Origin of the sequence: Mycolicibacterium sp. 624 (assembly GCF_040548615.1) — a bacterium.
In the GTDB taxonomy this organism is placed as follows: domain Bacteria; phylum Actinomycetota; class Actinomycetes; order Mycobacteriales; family Mycobacteriaceae; genus Mycobacterium.
Window position 1 is genome coordinate 945091 of sequence record NZ_JBEPRZ010000002.1, and the last position, 18282, is coordinate 963372.

At 66.3% G+C, this 18282-nt stretch carries 16 protein-coding genes; 9 read left to right on the forward strand and 7 right to left on the reverse strand.

Annotation, left to right across the window (positions count from 1 at the left end; genetic code table 11):
- The first annotated feature begins 91 nt into the window (after positions 1-91).
- The gene (locus tag ABIA65_RS11555; RefSeq protein ID WP_354523572.1) at positions 92-832 is read left to right on the forward strand and encodes an SDR family NAD(P)-dependent oxidoreductase; all 741 of its coding nucleotides are present in this window, start codon (positions 92-94) and stop codon (positions 830-832) included.
- Positions 832-1206: a nuclear transport factor 2 family protein gene (locus ABIA65_RS11560; RefSeq protein WP_354523573.1), complete on the forward strand. Its 375-nt coding sequence runs from the start codon at positions 832-834 to the stop codon at positions 1204-1206. The genes ABIA65_RS11555 and ABIA65_RS11560 overlap by 1 nt, the downstream gene beginning before the upstream one ends.
- Positions 1207-1219: 13 nt before the next feature.
- On the opposite strand, the gene ABIA65_RS11565 is transcribed toward ABIA65_RS11560, so the two are convergent.
- On the reverse strand, positions 1220-2209 hold the full coding sequence (locus ABIA65_RS11565) for an LLM class F420-dependent oxidoreductase (protein WP_241403181.1): 990 nt from the start codon (positions 2207-2209) through the stop codon (positions 1220-1222).
- Between the two features lie 206 nt (positions 2210-2415).
- On the opposite strand from ABIA65_RS11565, the gene ABIA65_RS11570 reads away from it, so the two are divergent.
- From ABIA65_RS11570 to ABIA65_RS11585, 4 genes are all read left to right on the forward strand, one after another.
- The gene (locus ABIA65_RS11570; protein ID WP_241403180.1) at positions 2416-2967 is read left to right on the forward strand and encodes a hypothetical protein; all 552 of its coding nucleotides are present in this window, start codon (positions 2416-2418) and stop codon (positions 2965-2967) included.
- 568 nt (positions 2968-3535) lie between these two features.
- A complete protein-coding gene (locus ABIA65_RS11575; RefSeq protein ID WP_354523574.1) occupies positions 3536-4042 on the forward strand; it encodes a DUF2505 domain-containing protein in 507 nt (168 codons plus the stop codon).
- A gap of 39 nt (positions 4043-4081) precedes the next feature.
- The gene (locus ABIA65_RS11580; protein ID WP_354523575.1) at positions 4082-4507 is read left to right on the forward strand and encodes a pyridoxamine 5'-phosphate oxidase family protein; all 426 of its coding nucleotides are present in this window, start codon (positions 4082-4084) and stop codon (positions 4505-4507) included.
- A 357-nt stretch (positions 4508-4864) separates the two neighbouring features.
- Positions 4865-6193, forward strand: coding sequence for a hypothetical protein (locus ABIA65_RS11585; protein ID WP_354523576.1), 1329 nt, complete (start codon positions 4865-4867; stop codon positions 6191-6193).
- A gap of 63 nt (positions 6194-6256) precedes the next feature.
- Here the strand turns inward: ABIA65_RS11585 and ABIA65_RS11590 are convergent, their stop codons facing one another.
- The 4 genes from ABIA65_RS11590 to ABIA65_RS11605 form a co-directional block, all read right to left on the reverse strand.
- Positions 6257-8404, reverse strand: a complete 2148-nt coding sequence (locus ABIA65_RS11590; RefSeq protein WP_354523577.1) for a 3-hydroxyacyl-CoA dehydrogenase NAD-binding domain-containing protein — start codon at positions 8402-8404, stop codon at positions 6257-6259.
- A 4-nt stretch (positions 8405-8408) separates the two neighbouring features.
- Positions 8409-9620, reverse strand: coding sequence for an acetyl-CoA C-acetyltransferase (locus ABIA65_RS11595; protein ID WP_241403175.1), 1212 nt, complete (start codon positions 9618-9620; stop codon positions 8409-8411).
- A 183-nt stretch (positions 9621-9803) separates the two neighbouring features.
- A complete protein-coding gene (locus ABIA65_RS11600; protein ID WP_354523578.1) occupies positions 9804-10910 on the reverse strand; it encodes an alkene reductase in 1107 nt (368 codons plus the stop codon).
- 43 nt (positions 10911-10953) lie between these two features.
- The gene (locus ABIA65_RS11605) at positions 10954-12411 is read right to left on the reverse strand and encodes a PucR family transcriptional regulator (protein WP_354523579.1); all 1458 of its coding nucleotides are present in this window, start codon (positions 12409-12411) and stop codon (positions 10954-10956) included.
- A 123-nt stretch (positions 12412-12534) separates the two neighbouring features.
- Here ABIA65_RS11605 and ABIA65_RS11610 point away from each other — a divergent pair, with 123 nt between their 5' ends.
- From ABIA65_RS11610 to ABIA65_RS11620, 3 genes are read left to right on the forward strand one after another with little or no spacing between them, the layout of a single operon-like run.
- Positions 12535-13632, forward strand: coding sequence for an alcohol dehydrogenase catalytic domain-containing protein (locus ABIA65_RS11610; protein ID WP_241403172.1), 1098 nt, complete (start codon positions 12535-12537; stop codon positions 13630-13632).
- A gap of 43 nt (positions 13633-13675) precedes the next feature.
- Positions 13676-15100, forward strand: coding sequence for an APC family permease (locus tag ABIA65_RS11615; RefSeq protein WP_241403171.1), 1425 nt, complete (start codon positions 13676-13678; stop codon positions 15098-15100).
- A gap of 18 nt (positions 15101-15118) precedes the next feature.
- On the forward strand, positions 15119-16285 hold the full coding sequence (locus tag ABIA65_RS11620; RefSeq protein ID WP_354523580.1) for a pyridoxal phosphate-dependent aminotransferase: 1167 nt from the start codon (positions 15119-15121) through the stop codon (positions 16283-16285).
- Here the strand turns inward: ABIA65_RS11620 and ABIA65_RS11625 are convergent.
- Both ABIA65_RS11625 and ABIA65_RS11630 read right to left on the reverse strand, forming a co-directional pair.
- Complete coding sequence (locus ABIA65_RS11625) at positions 16260-16601, reverse strand: WhiB family transcriptional regulator (RefSeq protein WP_354523581.1); 342 nt, start codon at positions 16599-16601, stop codon at positions 16260-16262. The genes ABIA65_RS11620 and ABIA65_RS11625 overlap by 26 nt on opposite strands.
- Before the next feature lie 12 nt (positions 16602-16613).
- A complete protein-coding gene (locus ABIA65_RS11630; RefSeq protein WP_241403168.1) occupies positions 16614-18038 on the reverse strand; it encodes an NAD(P)/FAD-dependent oxidoreductase in 1425 nt (474 codons plus the stop codon).
- Between the last annotated feature and the right edge of the window lie 244 nt (positions 18039-18282).

The following is an 18282-nucleotide window of genomic DNA, read 5'->3' on the forward strand; positions in this document are numbered from 1 at the left end:
CAGCAGCGAGCTAACCGGTCATGGCGGCGGGGAGTGCACCTACCCGATGCTGCGTTGCGATGAGCAAGACCCACGAGAAGGGACCACCACCATGACTTCCACGACCACGACCTCCACCACGACCTCCACTCCCCGCGTCGCGATCATCACCGGCGCATCCCAGGGCATCGGCGCGGCCCTGGTGTCCGGCTACCGCAAGCTCGGCTACGCTGTCGCCGCCAACTCCCGGACCATCGGTGATGGCGATGACCCCATGGTGCTGGCGGTACCGGGCGACATCGCCCAACCCGGTGTCGGGCAACGGATCGTTGACGCGGCGCTCGAACAATTCGGGCGCGTCGACACCGTGGTCAACAACGCGGGGATCTTCATCCCCAAGGCGTTCGTCGACTACACCGACGACGAGTTCGACGCCATCACAGGCGTGAATCTTCGTGGCTTCTTCGAGGTTTCGCGAGCGGCGGTCGGGGCGATGTTGTCCCACGGCGAGGGCGGGCATCTGGTGACCATCTCGACGACGCTGGTGGAGCACGCCAACTCCGCGGTGCCTTCAGCACTGGCGTCGCTGACAAAGGGCGGCCTGAACGCTGCCACCCGCGCTCTGGCCATCGAATACGCCGGACGCGGTATCCGCTCCAATGCGGTGTCTCTCGGCGTGATCAGGACACCCATGCACGAGCCCTCGGCATATGACGCACTCGCCAAACTGCATCCGGTTGGCCGGGTCGGCGAGGTCTCCGACGTCGTCGACGCCGTCCTGTACCTGGAGAACGCCTCCTTCGTCACCGGCGAGATCCTGCACCTCGACGGCGGCCAGAGTGCAGGCCACTGATGTCACCCACGCAGAAGACCACCGACGAGATCGTTTCCAGTGTCATGGACGAGTGGACGGCCGGGATCGACGCACACGATCCCGCCCGCGTGGCGGCGGTGTTCGCCGAGGACGCGGTGTTCCAGGGGTTGCGGCCATATGGGGTGGGCCGCGGCGCCGTCACCGACTACTACGACTCCCAGCCCCGTGGCATGGCGGTGGCGTACCGGACCCTCGAAAGCCGCAAGCCGGCAGACGATGTGGTGCTCGGCTACCTGTCCGCGACGTTCTCCTTCGCCGACAGCTCGGCACTCGAGTTGAACGTCGGCGTGACGCTGGTCCGAACCGTCGACCGGTGGGAGGTTGTCCAGTACCAGGCGTCGCGGGCGGACTAGGACGCAAGAGGACTCAGCGCAGGGCTGGAATCACTTCGCGCTCAAAGAGTTCGATGCCGGAGCGGTCGTACGCCGCCTCGGGGAAGTACAGAATTGCGTACTCGCACCCGAGGTCGCGCATCCGGGTCAGCCGCTCGATGATCTGCTCCGGCGTACCGCTGGCCGAGTCGGGTGAGGCGACGGTCGACAGCATGCCCTCGACGGCATCCGGATTGGCCTTGGCGCTCTGCCGCGCGCGGATCCGCCCGATGCGGTCCTTGAGGTCGGCCTCGGATGTGGCGACCACGGCATTGAAGTTGGCCGAGCGAACGATGGCGTCGTAGTTCGTCCCAACGTCGCGGCAGTGGCCCTGGAGGATCTCCGACTTGTGCCTGAACCCGTCGGGCTCGGATGTGAAGTTGGTGTACTGCGCGTACTTGGCGGCGATCCTCAACGTCACCTTCTCGCCGCCGCCGGCGATCCAGAGGGGGATGCCGTCGGCCTGCAGCGGCTGCGGCGCGACGATGGCCCCGTCCACCTGGTAGTGCTTGCCGTCGAAACTGACCTTCCCGTCCCGCCAGGCGTCGCGCATGATCTGCACGCCCTCATCCAGGCGCCCCAACCGCACACCCGCTGACGGGAAGCCGTAACCGTAGGCACGCCACTCGTGTTCGTACCACCCGCCGCCGATGCCCATCTGGACACGACCACCCGAGATGATGTCGGCCGTTGCAGCGACCTTCGCCAGATACACGGGGTTCCGGTAGCTCATGGCCGTACACATCTGCCCGAGCTTGATCCTCTTTGTCGTCGCCGCGTAGGCCGACATGAGTGACCACGCCTCGTGCGTGGCCTCCTCCGTCGGCACCGGCACGGTGTGGAAGTGGTCGTAGACCCAGAGCGAGTCCCACGGGCCGCCGTCGACGTACTGGGCGAGGTCACGCATCACCTCCCACTGATCTGCGGGGGGAATGTCAACGAGGTCGAGCCGCCAACCCTGAGGGATGAAGAGTCCGAAGCGCACGAGAGCCCACTCTAGGCCGCGGGGATCGGGTGAGTCGATGGCAAAGCCACGGTCAACCCAGGTGAGAAGCGTCATCCTGGCGCGGCTGGCAGTCCGCCGAGCAAATCATTCCTTATGACCGTTTTTTGGCTGGGCGGCCTACATGCCCGAGAATTGTCTACACTCGAACCCATTCACTCGTTGAGCACCGATTTCAAGGGATTCTCATGACCGCACGCGTAAAGCAGATGCTGCTGACGCTCGTTTCCGGGTCAGCGCTGGCCATCGCACCAATGGCATTCGCGACGGTGGTCACCCCGGCTGCCAGCAACGCGGACCAGTGCACCGAGGCGGGCGCGGCCGAAGGCGCCGAGTGTGGCCAACAAGACCGCGGGATCACCTGCCCCGACGGCACGGTCGTCGATGAAGAGAACGGCAAGTGCGTCGACCTGATGGCGGGCATCAGCAAGCAGCTGCAGGCCCTGCCGGCACCCCCCTCGCTCTCCGGCTTCGGCGGGGGCGGCGGCGGCGGCATCCCGGGGGTGGGAGGCTTCCCGTCACTGGGGACCATTAACGCGCCCGACCTGGTGCTGCCCAGCCTCGGCATCGGCCTCGTCCCCGATTTCCCGATCAACATTGGCGGACTCGGGGGCTCCGGCGGCCTGGGGAACCTTCCCACGCCGCAGATTGGCGCGCCGAAGCTTCCCTCGATCAACCCGCTGAATCCCCTTGGGCTTCCTCCGCCACCCGACTTGACGCCCGGCATTCCCTTCATCTGATCGGCGAGGGCCAACCAGCGTCCAAGGAGTCAGCCCGCTCAGCGCACCAATGGCGCGGCGGGGTGGCACCGCGAAGTCACGGCGTGCATATGGGCATCGTGGACGGCGACCGCTATGAGCAGACGCGGTTTGCCCTCCCAGCCGCAGCTGCATGACCCGTGCGATCGAATCCGACCCTTGCGGACGACCGTCGAACCGGCGCCGCTGGTGACGTCGGCTTGAAGACGACGCAGGTCAGCTGCCCCCTTCAACATGTTCGCCAAGCTAGCAGGACTGCCCCAACTCAGGCAGACCCTTCTCACATTCGCCCGGCCAAACCGGGCAGTGATCTTGGTCCTGGCAAATCGCCTATAAGTTGCTGAATTCACCGTTGAAGAGACTTTTACTTGCCTTTTGGTGATCGTCAGACTTGCCATTAGCTGATGCAGTTAGCCGTCGAGATAATCCACGCGGGCGCCAATTAGTGCACATCGCAACTTCCGCACCGCCCATCGGTAGGAATTTGCCGATAGCCGCCACCGCGTGCAGTTGTCGCGACGGACACGCGTCATCGGTAGCGTGCCCTGCTGTGCCACGCTCATTGAGTCTGACCGCGGAGTCGCCGAACAGCCTCGAACGAATTCGGTCGGCCTTCGACGACGAGCGGTACTGGCGGGCCAGACTGGCCAACTTCGAGGCGGCGGCGCCCACCCTGGACGACCTCACGACAGACGCGGCAGGCACGACGTCGGTCACCATGACCATGCGGTTCGGCGGTGACCAGCTGCCCGGGCCACTTCAACGGTTGCGGCTGGGGTCACTTCAGGTCGTTCAACGCGAACGCTGGAATGCCCTCACGAACGGAACCGTCCGCGGCGAGATCACCATCGATGCACCACGGACTCCGATCTCTGGAGACGGCGCAGTGCACCTGTCCCCATCCTGCCGCGGGACGCAGCTGTCGGGCACCGCGAAGGTAAGGGTCGGCGTTCCGGTCATCGGCGGGTCCATCGCAGGCTTCATCGCAGGCCAACTCGCCAACGGAATAGTCGACATCGTCCGGATCACCGATTCGTGGCTGGCCCAGAACCCCTGACCGGGGGCGTTGTCACTGCTCGTCATTACCCTCGACGTCATGGCCCTCTCCAAAGAAGATCGCGAAGAATTTCTTGCCGAGCCGCATATCGGCGCGCTGTCCGTGTCCGCCGGAGTCGACCGCGGCCCGTTGACGGTGCCCATCTGGTACCAGTACTCCCCCGGCGGAGATCTCTGGGTGCTGACGGGGACGGCCTCCCGCAAGCATCGGCTGATCGAAGCCGCCGGCTTCTTCTCCCTGATGGTCGAGCGGACCGAGCCGACGACCCGATACGTCTCCGTCGACGGTGCCGTAAGCCACATCGAGACCGCCACGGACGCCCAGCTGGAGGAGGTCACCCGGCGCTACCTCGAGGGCGAGTCTGCCGACCGCTATCTGGAATTCGCCCGCGAGAACCTTGGCGAGAACGTGGCCATCTACATGAAGCCCCAGCACTGGCTGTCAGCGGACTTGGGCTCCTTCTAACGCCACGGAACCGCGTCGCATCTCACGATGTGGACGCGCGGAAATCTACGTTCACGTACGGGTTTTGAGCGCGCAGCAATCCCTGGATGACCGCGTTTTTGCCCGAATGCCAGCAGTTGGCGCGCCGCCACGCCGGTAACTCACAAGGCAGATGTATCAGCCATGTGACAAGTCGCCGATCGCGATGTGTTCCCCTGGCAATGCAATGAATTCGTTGTCTGTCAGGTTCTGAAAAGTGGCAGGGGCCACCACTTTCGAGATTTGCTGGCGGGCCCAACTTACTGGTGGGTAGGTTTCCGCCTGCCCGGGGGAATCCGGTGAACGAACACAGAGAACGGACATCAATCAGCTATGTCAATGCAGTTGGCTCTCAGGCCGTACGTCACGGCTGAAATCGCGCTCGTCGGTGCCAGCGTCATTGCGGTGACACCCGTCGCCCCGCCCTCCACCGTGCACATGCCTGCGGTGAATCTCACCGCGTCGATCGACAACCCCATCCAGGTGTTCGCGCCGGTGGTCGACGCCGCGGGTAGCTGGATCACCAGGACGATCCAGAGCGAGATCGCCAACCCATTCCCCATCCTGCAGCAGATCGCCACGAACCAGATCACCACGGCGGCAGGGGTTCTCCAGGCCGTGCAGGCTGGAGCCAAGGGCGTGGGCGAGCTGGCGGCCGGCCTACCGGCGGCACTGCAGGCCGCCGGCGCGAAGCTCGCGGTCGGTGACGTCAACGGCGCGATCGACGCCATCATCTCGAGCGGCCTCAACCCGATCCTCGGCATGATCACCGGCGTCTGGACACCGATGCAGGCTGTGTTGCAGCGCCCGTTCCAGGTCGGCACCGCATTGGTGCCCGCCCTGTTCGATGCGGCGCTGAGCCTCACCCTGGCCGCGATGCTCTCGACGGTCGGCATCGGGTTCGACACGGGAACCACACCGTTCATTCAGCAGATCGTGAAGAGCACCCAGTCCGTGCTGACCGCGGTGACGACGCTCAATCCCATCAACGTCCTGAACGCCATCCAGCACGGCTTCGCGGATGTGACACTCAACCTGATCACGCAGCTGGACGCCTTCACGACCGGCACCATCCCCTTCATCCGCGACACGATCGTCAGGGCTCTGCAGGCGCCCAACCCCGTGACCGCCCTCAGCGTTGCGGTCGCCGCGGCGCCGGAGACAGCTGCGGCGGAGCTGACGGCACCGGCCACCGGCACCGAGTCACCGACGGTATCGACCGACGGCACGGCGGGCACGGTGACCGAGGTCGCGACTGAGACCGAGCCCACGCAGACGTCGGTGCCCGGCACTGCCGCCGAGGAGAGCACAGCCGTCGACACACTCCCCGTGGCAGACACCATCGTCACCGCACCGGAAACCGAAACCGTCACCGCCGCAGTGACAACCACGGAGGCGCCGGCCAAGGAGACGGCGGCTTCGGAGACCGACACCACCGTCACGAAGGGTTCCACCACCGTGACGCGCGACAGCCTGAAGGCCGAACCCGGCAAGAGCGGCCTCACGTCAGGCACTGATAGCGGGTCCGCGACGAAGACCGAGACGACGGACACGAAGCCCGCCTCCGAGACGAAGGACACCGCAAGCGCAACGACCGGCGGCGCGAGCACGTCGGCGAGTTCGGACTCGGGCAGCGGCTCCGACTCGGGCAGCAGCGACAGCGCCTGACAGATAGCACGCGAAAAGCCCCGAAACACTTGGTGTTTCGGGGCTTTTCCCGTTCGGTTAGAGCTAGCTGGTCAGCGAGGCGGGCGGGTTGAAGCGCTCACCGTACTTGGCGGCCAGTTCCTTGGCACGAGCCACGAAGGCCTCCTTGCCAACGCCTGCCGGCCCCTCGTAGCCGACGATGTACTGCGCCGAGCCACCGGTGTAGGGCGGGTAGCCGATGCCCATGATCGAGCCGATGTTGGCGTCGGCGGTCGAGGTGAGCACACCCTCGTCGAGGCACTTCTGCGTCTCGATCGCCTCGGCGAACAGCATGCGATCGATCATGTCCTGCAACGGAATATCGATCGAACTCGAGCTGAAGGCCTCCTTGAGTCCTGGCCACAGACCGACGCGCTTACCGTCGGCGTACTCGTAGAAGCCGGCACCGGCCAACCGCGACGGACGACCCAGTTCGATCATCTTCTCGACGACGGCCTCGGCCGGGTGCGGAATATGGACTCGTCCCGCATCTTCTTCACCCAAACGCGTAGCAACGGCGATCTTGTGCATGAGCTCGAGGTTGAGCTCGTCGGACAGCTGCAGCGGCGGCGCGGGGTAACCGGCCTGACTGCCGGCCTGCTCGATGCTGGCCGGTGCCACACCCTCGCCGAGCATCGCCAGCGCCTCGTTGACGAAGGTGCCGATGACGCGGCTGGTGAAGAACCCACGGCTGTCGTTGACGACGATCGGGGTCTTGCCGATGGCCAGGGTGTAGTCGAACACGCGGGCCAGCGCCTCGTCAGAGGTCTTCTCGCCCTTGATGATCTCCACCAGCGGCATCTTGTCGACCGGGGAGAAGAAGTGGATGCCGATGAAGTCCTCCTGGCGCTTCACACCGGCCGCCAGACCTGTGATCGGTAGCGTGGAGGTGTTCGAGCCCAGCACTGCGTTGGGGTCCACGATGTCCTCGATCTCGCCGAACACCTTGTGCTTGAGTTCCTGGCTCTCGAAGACGGCCTCGATGACGAAATCGACACCGGCGAAGTCGGCCGCGTCGGCGGTGGGGGTGATCCTCGCCAGCAGTGCGTCAGACTTCTCCTGCGTGGTGCGGCCACGCTCGAGGGCCTTGGCCTCGATCTTCTCCGAGTAGGCCTTGCCCTTCTGCGCCGCCTCGATGGAGACGTCCTTGAGCACGACGTCGAAGCCGGCCTTAGCCGACACGTAGGCGATACCTGCGCCCATCATGCCCGCGCCCAGCACGCCGATCTTGGTGATCGGTGTCTTGCCGATGGCCTCAGGCCGGGAGCCGCCGGAGTTGATGTACTGCAGATCCAGGAAGAACGCCTGGATCATGTTCTTGGCGACCTGGCCGGTCACCAGCGACGTGAAGTACCGGCTCTCGATGCGGCTGGCGGTGTCGAAGTCGACCTGCGCGCCCTCAACTGCGGCGTCCAGAATGGCGCGCGGAGCGGGCATCGGGGCACCCTTGAGCTGCTTGCGCAGAAGCGCCGGGAACGACGGCAGGATCGCGGCGAGGCCGGGGCTGGACGGGGTGCCGCCGGGCATCTTGTAGCCCTTGACGTCCCACGGCTGGGTGTGGCTGTCGGGATTGGCCTTGATCCACGCCTTGGCGGCGGGAACCAGTTCCTCGACCGAGCCGACGAGCTCGTCGACCAAGCCGATCTCCTTGGCCTTGGCCGGCTTGAACCGAGTGCCCTGGCTCAGGATCTCCATGAACGCCTTCTGGATGCCGAACATCCGCACGGTGCGGGCCACGCCGCCGCCACCGGGCAGCAGACCGAGGGTGACCTCGGGCAGCCCGATCACCGAACCCTTGACGTCCGCGGCGATGCGGTGATGGGTGGCGAGTGCGATCTCGAGCCCACCGCCGAGGGCAGCGCCGTTGATGGCGGCCACCACCGGCTTGCCGAGCGTCTCGAGCGTGCGAAGGTCAGCCTTGATGTGCTCAACCTCGGCGAAGGCGCCCGCGGCGTCGTCGGGGCCGACGTTCATCATGCCCTTGAGGTCGCCGCCCGCGAAGAACGTCTTCTTCGCGCTGGTGATCACCACACCGGTGATGGACTCCTGCTCGGCGTAGAGACGCTCGACGGCAGTGTGCATCGACTCCTTGTAGTGCTCGTTCATCACGTTGGCCGAACCAGTTGGATCGTCCAGCGTCAGGGTGACGATGCCGTCGGCATCCTTGTCCCAAGCAATTGTGTTCTCGGCCATGTGCTTAAACCCTCTCGATGATGGTGGCCACGCCCATGCCGCCGCCCACACAGAGCGTGATCAGGGCACGACGAGCGCCGCGGCGCTCGAGTTCGTCGACCATGGTTCCGGTGATCATTGCGCCGGTGGCACCCAGCGGGTGCCCCATCGCGATCGCGCCACCGTTGACGTTGAGCTTCTCGTCGGGGATGTTCAGATCCTTCTGGAACTTGAGCACCACCGAGGCGAACGCCTCGTTCAGCTCGAACAGGTCGATATCGTCGACCGTCAAGCCCGCGCGGTCGAGCACCTTGCGCGTGGCCGGGGTCGGACCGGTCAGCATGATGACGGGATCCGCACCGCTGGTGGCGGTGGCCACGATCCGGGCCCGCGGGGTCAGTCCCTGAGACTTGCCTGCGGCCTCGGAGCCGATCAGCACCAGCGCCGCGCCGTCGACGATGCCCGAGCTGTTGCCACCGGTGTGGACGTGGTTGATCCGCTCGACGAAGTGGTACTTCTGCAGCGCCACGTCATCGAAACCGCCCATCGCGCCGATACCGTCGAACGCGGTCTTGAGCTTGCCGAGGCTCTCCACGGTGGAACCGGGCCGCATGTGCTCGTCGTGGTCGAGAACGATCAGGCCGTTCTGGTCACGAACCGGCACCACGGACTTGGCGAAGTAGCCACCCGACCATGCGTCGGCGGCCCGCTGCTGCGAACGCGCGGCGTAGGCGTCGACGTCCTCACGCGAGAAGCCCTCGATGGTGGCGATGAGGTCGGCGCCGATGCCCTGGGGCACGAAACCGATCCGGTAGTTGGTCTCGGGGTCAGAGGCCCAGGCGCCGCCGTCGGAACCCATGGGCACGCGGCTCATCGACTCGACACCGCCGGCCAGCACCAGGTCGTCCCACCCGGAGCGCACCTTCTGCGCGGCGGTGTTGACGGCCTCGAGGCCCGACGCGCAGAACCGGTTGAGCTGGAAGCCACCGGTGGTCTCGGGGAGCTTGGCCACGAGCGCGGCGGTACGGGCGATGTCTCCGCCCTGGTCACCCACCGGCGAGACGACGCCGAGGATGACGTCGCTGATCAGGTTCTCGTCCAGATCGGGGTGGCGGTGGCGGATCTCATCGATCAGACCGACGACGAGGTTGACCGGCTTGATCTCGTTGAGCGCGCCGCCGCGCTGCTTACCACGCGGCGTGCGGATCGCCTCGTAGATGAAGGCTTCTTCAGACATGTTCTGACTCTCCAGGCCTATGTATGGTTCGGTGCAATTGGGTAGAGCAGGCGCGTGCCCACGTAGGAGGCTAGTCCTCGCTTTGCCCAGCCTATCAGCCCCGCCCAACCCGTTGGTTGGGCAGCGTCCGAGCCTTCTGGAGCCTCCCCTGCGACGTCGTCTCGCGGGAGGGGTGGAGATGCGTCAGGCGGACTCGGGTTGCCGGAGATCGGCCAGCGTCGGGTAGTCGGTGTAGCCGACGGGACCGGGCGCGTAGAACGTGGCGACGTCCGGCTCGTTGAGTTCCGCGCCGACGCGGAGTCGATCGATGAGATCCGGATTGGCGAGGAATCCTCGGCCGACGGCCGCGGCGCCGATCACGCCCCACTCGGCGAGTTCCTCGAGCTGGCAGAACTTCGTGTCCACATTTCGGCCGGTGTTCAGCACCAGGGTCCCCGACCACAGTGCGCGAATCGTGCCGAACTCGGGTGCCGAGGGGTCGATCAGGACATGAAGATAGGCCATGTCGAGTGCGGAGATCCGATTCAGCAGCGCCTCGTACACGCCGACGGTGTCCACCTCAGCCATACCGCCCGCGGTGTTGCCCGGCGAGATGCGCAGCCCAACGCGGCCCGCGCCGATCTCCGCGGCGACGGCCTCGACGACCTCGGCTGCCAGGCGGGCCCGGTTCTCCGGCGAACCGCCGTAGGCGTCGGTGCGCCGATTGGTGACATCGGAGGCGAACTGGTGCAGCAGGTAGCCGTTCGCGGCGTGGATCTCGACGCCGTCCATGCCCGCGTCGACCGCACGGCGCGCCGCAGCCCTGAACTGCTCGACGATCGGTGCGAGTTCGGTGGTGCCCAGCGCACGGGGCACGGGCAGCGGCTTCTTGCCGGTCGGTGTGTGCGCCGACATGTCGGCCGCGACCGCCGAGGGTGCCACCGATTCGACGCCGCTGATCTCCGGGTGTGCCATCCGCCCGACGTGCCACAGCTGCATGAACATCCGGCCACCCGCGTCATGCACCGCGTCGGCGACCTCAGCCCACTTCTCCTGATGACGGTCGGTGTAATTGCCGGGGGTGTTGACGTACGCGCCATTGCCACCTTGGGACACCGCCGTGGCCTCGCTGATGATGATGCCCGCGGATGCGCGCTGCGCGTAGTACTGCGCCGCGAGTTCAGACGGGGTGCCGTCGGACTGCGCACGCGATCGCGTCAACGGCGCCATGAAAATTCGGTTCTCGGCGGTGGTGGCGCCGACCTGGATGGGCTTCAGCAGTGCGGCGTCGCCGTCGAGTTTGAAAGTCACGCAGCAATGAAGCGCGTCGACGGCACCATTCATTCCCTGGGCGTCAACCGACTCGAGGCCGCACCGGGCTCTTCAGGGCACGAATTGCCAGCCACGCCGCAGCCCGGTCGTCCGGACTGGACATCGACAGCCCGGTGAGTTCCTCGATGCGCTGTATCCGGGCCGCCAGGGTCTGACGATGGATCTGCAGCCGGCTGGCCGAGGATCCCCACGCGCCGTGTTCGGCCAGGTAGACCTCGAGCGTCCGCACCAGCTCGCCGTGACGACCGCCGTCGTCCCGCAGCGGGTCCAGCACCGCGGCGATGCGCGTCGTTGCGCTGTCGTCGAGATGATCCAGGACATAGGAGACCGTGGCCAACGTGCGGTACCAGACCACCGGGCGTGAGTCGACGACTGCGATCTCCAGCGCCTGCCGTGCCTCGGCGGCAGATCGGGCCAGCGCCTCGGGTTTCGCCGACGAACCCAGTCCCATCCGCAGTGGCATACCGGCGTCGGCACTCAGTCGTTCCACCATCGTGGCGAGTTCGGTCGCGCGATCGTCACCGATGAAACCGAGCACCCTCCCGCGCTCGGCCGACACGACGTGGACGGCGCCCAGCTCGTCGAGCCAGCGGATGGTCTGGCGTTCGGGGTCGATGGCACGCGACTGAGATGAGACCGCGAAGGCCGTCAGCGATGGGTCGTGAACTCCCCAGCGGCGCAACAGGGTTGCCGCCTCGGCGCCGCCACGCAGCAGAGTCGACAGCATCACCTCACGCCCCAGGCGTTCGGTGGCGGGGTGATTCGGGGTGTGCAACAGGAGGTCGAGCAGGGCGGCGACCTGAGAGGCAAGGTCACGGCTGCGGCTCGTGGACCCGCGCGCACCTATGACGAGATACGCGCTGACATCCTCGCCCTGTCCCACTGGATGCACCTGCAGTCCCGGATGGCGGATGCGCACTCGCCGGCCGAACGCGACCGATCCCGCGTCCCGCACATGCAGACTGCCCGCGCCCGCCGTGGTGATCACCTCACCGTGCGCATCGAGGAGAACGGCCCACCCGTCGATTCGGTGCGCGAGTTCGGCGACGACGGCCACCACACCGCCGCGACGGGCCACCTGTGTGAGCACCTTGGTTCCCGTGGTGACCCGCCGGTCCTCGGCAGCGTGGTCAGCCGCGATCAGCGCGATCAGTTTCGGATGCACGACGTCGGCGGCCAGCTCAGCCACGACGACGGCGGTGAGGTCGCGGCCGCTCAGCGCAGCCCTGATGTCAGGATCGGCCGGCCCGCCGGCAATGACCGCCACACATCCGGTCAACCGGGGTTGCCGATCGTCTGTGTCCAGTGCCTGTGCCCACTCCTTCGCTGTGGCGATGGCGAGGGTGGCGTACCCCGGTGTACTCGCGACCACCAGGTCGGCAAGGGGGATCGCGCCCTCCACCGGCGTCGCCCCGTCCACCGCGCCGACGACGAGCTCGGCATCGAGGTACTCCGCGATCGACCGCACGTCGTAGGCCATGCAGCGAGTGTACGAAATGATGATTGCTGGCGGTCGAACCACACTTTTTGCGGCTGACAACTTGGTCGCCGACTTCTTACGATTCGTGGGATTCACGCCCCGCCAGGAGCCATAAGGAGCCCCGTGAAAGCCATCGTCTTCCGAGAACCCGCTCTGCCCATCGAGTACACCGATGTTGACCTCGCAGGCCCGAAGGCCGGTGAGGTGCGGGTGAAGATCGCCGCGGCCGGCGTGTGCCACTCCGATCTGCACGTCAAGCGTGGCGAGTGGGACGCGCCCGCACCGCTGGTCATGGGCCACGAGGGTTCGGGTGTGGTCACTGAGCTGGGTGAGGGCGTCACCACGCTCGCCGTCGGCGATCACGTGGTGCTGTCGTGGGTGCCGCCCTGCGGCGAGTGCCGCTACTGCCGCTCCGGTCACGAGGCGCGCTGCCAGAAGGTCGCCACCGTGGTCGCGCCCCTGGGGACGCTGTTCGACGGCACCTCGCGCCTGTCGTCGAACGGCGAGTCGATACATCACTATCTGGGCGTCTCGTCGTTCGCCGAAGAGGTCATCGTGCCCGCCTCGGGCGCGGTGAAGGTGCGAGAGGACGCCCCCTTGGACGTCATCGCGGTGGTTGGTTGTGCTGTGGCGACCGGTGTCGGCGCGGTCCTCAACACCGCCGCCGTCGAGCCCGGGGCGACGGTGGCCGTCATCGGCTGCGGCGGTGTCGGGCTCAACGTCATCCAGGGTGCGAAGCTCGCAGGTGCGGCACGCATCATCGCGATCGATGTTCGTGATGACAAGACGCAGATGGCCATCCAGTTCGGTGCCACCGATCGGATCAATGCCGCCCAGGGCGACGCCGAGGAACAGCTCCGCGCCCTGATCCCCGACGGCGTTGACTACGCGTTCGACGCCTTCGGGCACACCAGCACCACCGAACAGGCGATCCGGATGCTGGGCCTGGGTGGCGCGGCCGTGGTGGTCGGACTCCCCCCGACGGGAGCCAAGGCATCGTTCGAACCGCTGGTGCTCGCCGAGGCCGATCAGCGCATCCTCGGCTCGAACTACGGATCCGTTCGGCCGTCGATCGACATCCCCGCGCTCGTCGACCGCTACATGGACGGTCAGCTCAAGCTCGACGCACTGATCTGGGCGCGCAGGCCTCTCGGTGAGGCCGCCGCAGCCTTCGCCGATCTCGAGTCCGGCGAGGCCCTGCGCACCCTCCTGGTGCCCTGAGAAACGTTGCCCACGAATGACTCCCAATCCCCGAGGACCACACATGACCGTGCCTACCAAAACCTCTGAGGACGCCGGGCTTCGGCACGGCGTGATGTCAGGACCTGAACTGGCTGCGCAGGCCATCGCGAACATCGCCCCGAGCGCTGTCATCGCGTTCACCGCGGCGGCCATCTACCTCACCGCGGGCAAGGGGACGATCATCTCGTTCGCCCTCGCGACGGTGGTGATTCTGTCCGTCGGTTACTGCGTCGTGGTGTTCGCACGACGTCACGCATCGGCGGGCTCCCTGTACACCTATGTGTCCAAGGGGCTTGGACCGTTCGGCGCCTACCTCGCGGGTGTCGCGCTCCTGATCGGGTGCTGGGGGATCACCGCTGGCTCCCTCGGCGGCGCCGTCTCGTACATGAACGATTTCCTGTTGGACCTCGGAGTTCCCGCCAACGGTGTGGGATGGCAGATCGCGCTCACGATTGTGCTCGGCGGCCTGGCGACGCTGTTCACCATTCGCGGTATCCGGCTCTCGGCGCGAGTGTCGTTGACCTTGGAGCTGATATCGGTCTCCATCATCATCGTCCTGCTCGTGCTCGCGCTGGTGTGGGCGGGACCGGCTGCCTGGGACCCGTCGCAGTTCTCGCTGAAAGACGTTCCGATGCAGGGTGTCGCGACGGGCATGGTGCTCGGCATTCTCGGCTTCGTCGGATTCTCCTCAGCCGACGCACTGGGCCGCGAAGCGCGCAATCCCTACACCGCGATACCCCGCGCGATCATGTGGAGTGCCCTGGTGGTCGGAGTTCTGTACGTGTTCGCTGCGTACACCCAGATCGCCGTGCTGAAGGACGGTCTGGCCGAGAGCGCGAATCCGTTGCAGGACATCTCCGTCATGATCGGCATGCCGTCGTGGTTCACTCCGATCCTGCTGTTCGGAGTCGGTGCGTCGTTCTTCGCCGTGGTGGTCGCCCCACTCAACGTGGTGGGACGCATCGTCTACGTGATGGGCAAGGAGGGTGTCGTGGCTGACCGGTTCGGTCGCACCCATGACAGCCATCTGACCCCGCACCGGGTACTGCTCATCGCGGGGCCCGCAGCCATCGTCCTGGACATCCTGTTGCTTGCAGCCAACGTGCACCCCATGGACATCGTGGTGTGGGTGGACACCTATGGCACCTACGGCTACATGGTCGCCTACTCGCTGGTCGCCGTCGCCTGCGTGATCTACACCCGGCGCACGGGCCAGCCGAACCGGCTTGTCTGGGCCGCAGCCGTCGTCGCGGTGCTCGCCATGGCGTACACGTTCTTCGCGAATGTCTATCCGGTCCCGGCATTCCCGCTCAACGTGATTCCGTACCTGTTCCTGGCAACCATCGCCGTCGCGCTGGCGTGGTACTTCCGGCTGGCACGTCAACGCCCGGATGTCATCGCCAGGATCGGTCAGACCGAGACCGATGCCCTCGAGGGAGTCGGCTAGCACCTAGGCTCGGCGACCATGACGGTCGAACGGCTCAGGCCCTACGCGGTGACGATCTTCGCGGAGACATCCGCATTGGCCGCGCGACTGGGCGCGGTCAACCTGGGCCAGGGCTTCCCCGATGAGGACGGGCCCGCGGCGATGCTCAAGACGGCGCAGGACGCCATCGCCGATGGCGTCAACCAGTACCCGCCCGGGCTCGGCATCGCATCGCTGCGGGAGGCCATCTCCGCACAGCGCAGGCGGCACTACGGCATCGACTACGACCCCGACACCGACGTGCTCGTCACGGTCGGCGCAACCGAGGCCATCGCCGCCGCGGTCATCGGCCTGGTGGAGCCGGGCTCCGAGGTGCTGCTGATCGAACCGTTCTATGACTCCTACTCCCCCGTCATCGCGATGGCCGGCTGTCATCGGGTCAGCGTCCCGCTGACATCCGACGCAGGCGGTTTCGCGATCGACATCGACCGGTTGCGGCGTGCCGTCACGCCTCGGACGCGGGCGCTGATCCTGAACTCACCGCACAATCCGACGGGCATGGTGGCCTCAGACGCGGAGTTGGCAGCCATCGCCGCCATCGCCGTGGAGCACGACCTGGTGGTCATCACCGACGAGGTCTACGAGCAACTGGTGTTCGACGGGCACAGCCACCTGCCCCTGGCCGGCTACCCCGGCATGGCTGAGCGCACCGTCACCATCTCAAGTGCGGGAAAGATGTTCAACGCCACCGGGTGGAAGATCGGATGGGCATGCGGGCCAAGGGACCTCATTGCCGGCCTGCGAGCGGCCAAGCAGTACATGTCCTACGTCGGCGGTGCCCCGTTCCAACCCGCCGTCGCCCTCGCCCTTGACACCGAGGACGCGTGGGTCGCCGAACTGCGGGCGTCCTTCCAGAACAGGCGCGATCGGCTGGCCACCGCGCTCACCGACATCGGCTTCAACGTGCACCCCAGTTTCGGCACCTACTTCCTGTGCGCCGACCCGCGCCCACTCGGCTACACCGACAGCACCTCGTTCTGCGCGCAGCTACCCGAACGCGCGGGGGTCGCCGCCATCCCCATGTCGGCGTTCTGCGATCCCGAGGCCGAGCACGTCGGCGACTGGAATCACTTGGTGCGCTTCGCCTTCTGCAAGCGCGACGAGACGATGGACGAGGCGATCAGACGTCTGCAGGTGCTGGGGTAGCGGTCCTGGACAGCACAGCGGCGCGTTCTCGCGCAGTCATCGCACCCCAGATGCCGTAGGGCTCGGGAGCGGTCATCGCGTGCTGCCGACACCGGTCGAGGACGGGACACTCGCGACAGATCCCCTTGGCCGTCTCCTCACGCCGCACCAGACGTCGACCCCGGATCTCATCCGGGAAGAAGACCTCCGCCGGATGGTCGCGGCAGCTGCCGTGCAGCTGCCAGCTCCACTGATCGAGCGCTGGTGGCGGCAGGTTGCGCGGGCACCGACTCACTGGGATGGCCGGGCGCGCGGCGGCAATGACATCGTTGCACATCTGGTGCCTCCCTTAGGAATCGAATCCGAGTCCGGCAGCGTCCAAGGCCCGCAGCAGCACGTTGCGCTTGCCCTCGCGATGGTCGGCCCGGTCCAGCGACCACGTTGTCGCCGAGATCCCCAGCCAGGCCAACGGTTCCGGCGGAAAGGGCAGCGGCTTCGACGACACCATGGACAGCTCGGTGCGCTCGGTGCGCTGGGAGTTGATCTTGTCGAGCATGACGTTGGCGGCAAACCGCGTCGCCGCAACGCCGAGTCCGGTGAACCCGGCCGCATAGGCGATGCGCCCCTTGTTGGCGGCGCCGAAGAACGCGCAGAACCGGGTGGACGTATCGATGACGCCGGCCCAGCGGTGGGTGAACTTGATGCCTTCGAGCTGGGGAAACGTGGTGAAGAAGTGGCGTGCCAGCGTGGCGTAGGAGCTGGGCCGGTCCTCCAGGCTCGGGTCGATCCGTCGACCGTAGTGATACACCGCGTCGTATCCGCCCCACAGAATGCGGTTGTCGGCGGACAACCGGTAGTAGTGGAACTTGTTGGACATATCAGCGATGCCCTGCCGCCGCCACCACCCGATCGACTCGAGCTGTTCACCGGTGAGCGGCTCGGTCATCAGGACGTAGTCGTACACCGGCACGGTGTGATAGCGGTAGCGCTTGAGTAGCGACGGGAAGGCGTTGGTAGCCAGAATGACTCGGTCGGCCAGCAACGTCGTGGCGTCGGTGGCGATCTGAATCGGCGACAGCCCGCGCGCACCGGTCAGTCCCGTGACGGCGGTGTTCTCGTGGATCTTGACACCGTTTCGCTGGCACATCCGGGCGAGTTCTGAGGCCAGCTTCGCCGGCTGGACCGTCGCGGCGTCGCGGGTCGACCACGCGCCCGCCAGATAGGTCGGGGAGTTGACCTGCTCACGCACCTGGCGCTGGTCCAGCAGCGTCACATCCGGGCCGTGGGAGGACTGCCGCAACTCCTCAACCTGGTAGTCCTCGACCGCGACGTTGATCACGCCGTTGCGTTCGAAGTCGCAGTCCAGACCCAGCTCAACCACCGACTTCTCGATGTCGTCGAGGTTCTCGTAGCCAAGCCGCTGCAGCGTGTCGAACTCTGCGGGCCAGCGACTGCGGCCGTTGGCCTCACCGTGGGTGAGGCTGGCCTCGACGAACCCGCCGTTACGCCCCGAGGCGGCGTTCCCGATCGTCCCCGCCTCCAGCAGCGCCACCCGGATACCGGGATCCCGCTGTGTCGCGAGCAGCGCGCTCCACAATCCGGTGTAGCCACCACCAACGATGACCAAGTCGTAGTGGGCGGTTGCGGTCGCGCGCGGATACCGCGGTACCGCGCCGAGGTCTGCAGCCCAGAAACACCCCAGCTCGGTGTCGCGCAGCGCTTGGCGCACAACGTGTTCCGATGGTGGTTGGCGTTCGAAGATGGTGTCGGGCACGACTATCGACCTCAAGCAGGAGTTGTATGTGACACGTCACACTGCCAGGTACGGCAGCGGCCACCGCTTGCCACTGTGTAATGGATCGACTGAAGCTGTTGACACTGTGTAGGACCGTTCCGGCACGGAATCTGGTTTGGCGACATTTTCGGGCTCCACCGCTCAGCAGAGCGTGATCGTCATGTCCACCGAGCGCATTTGGCATGTTCGGGCCCACCGAGGCTGGCCTACATTTGCCCCCGAC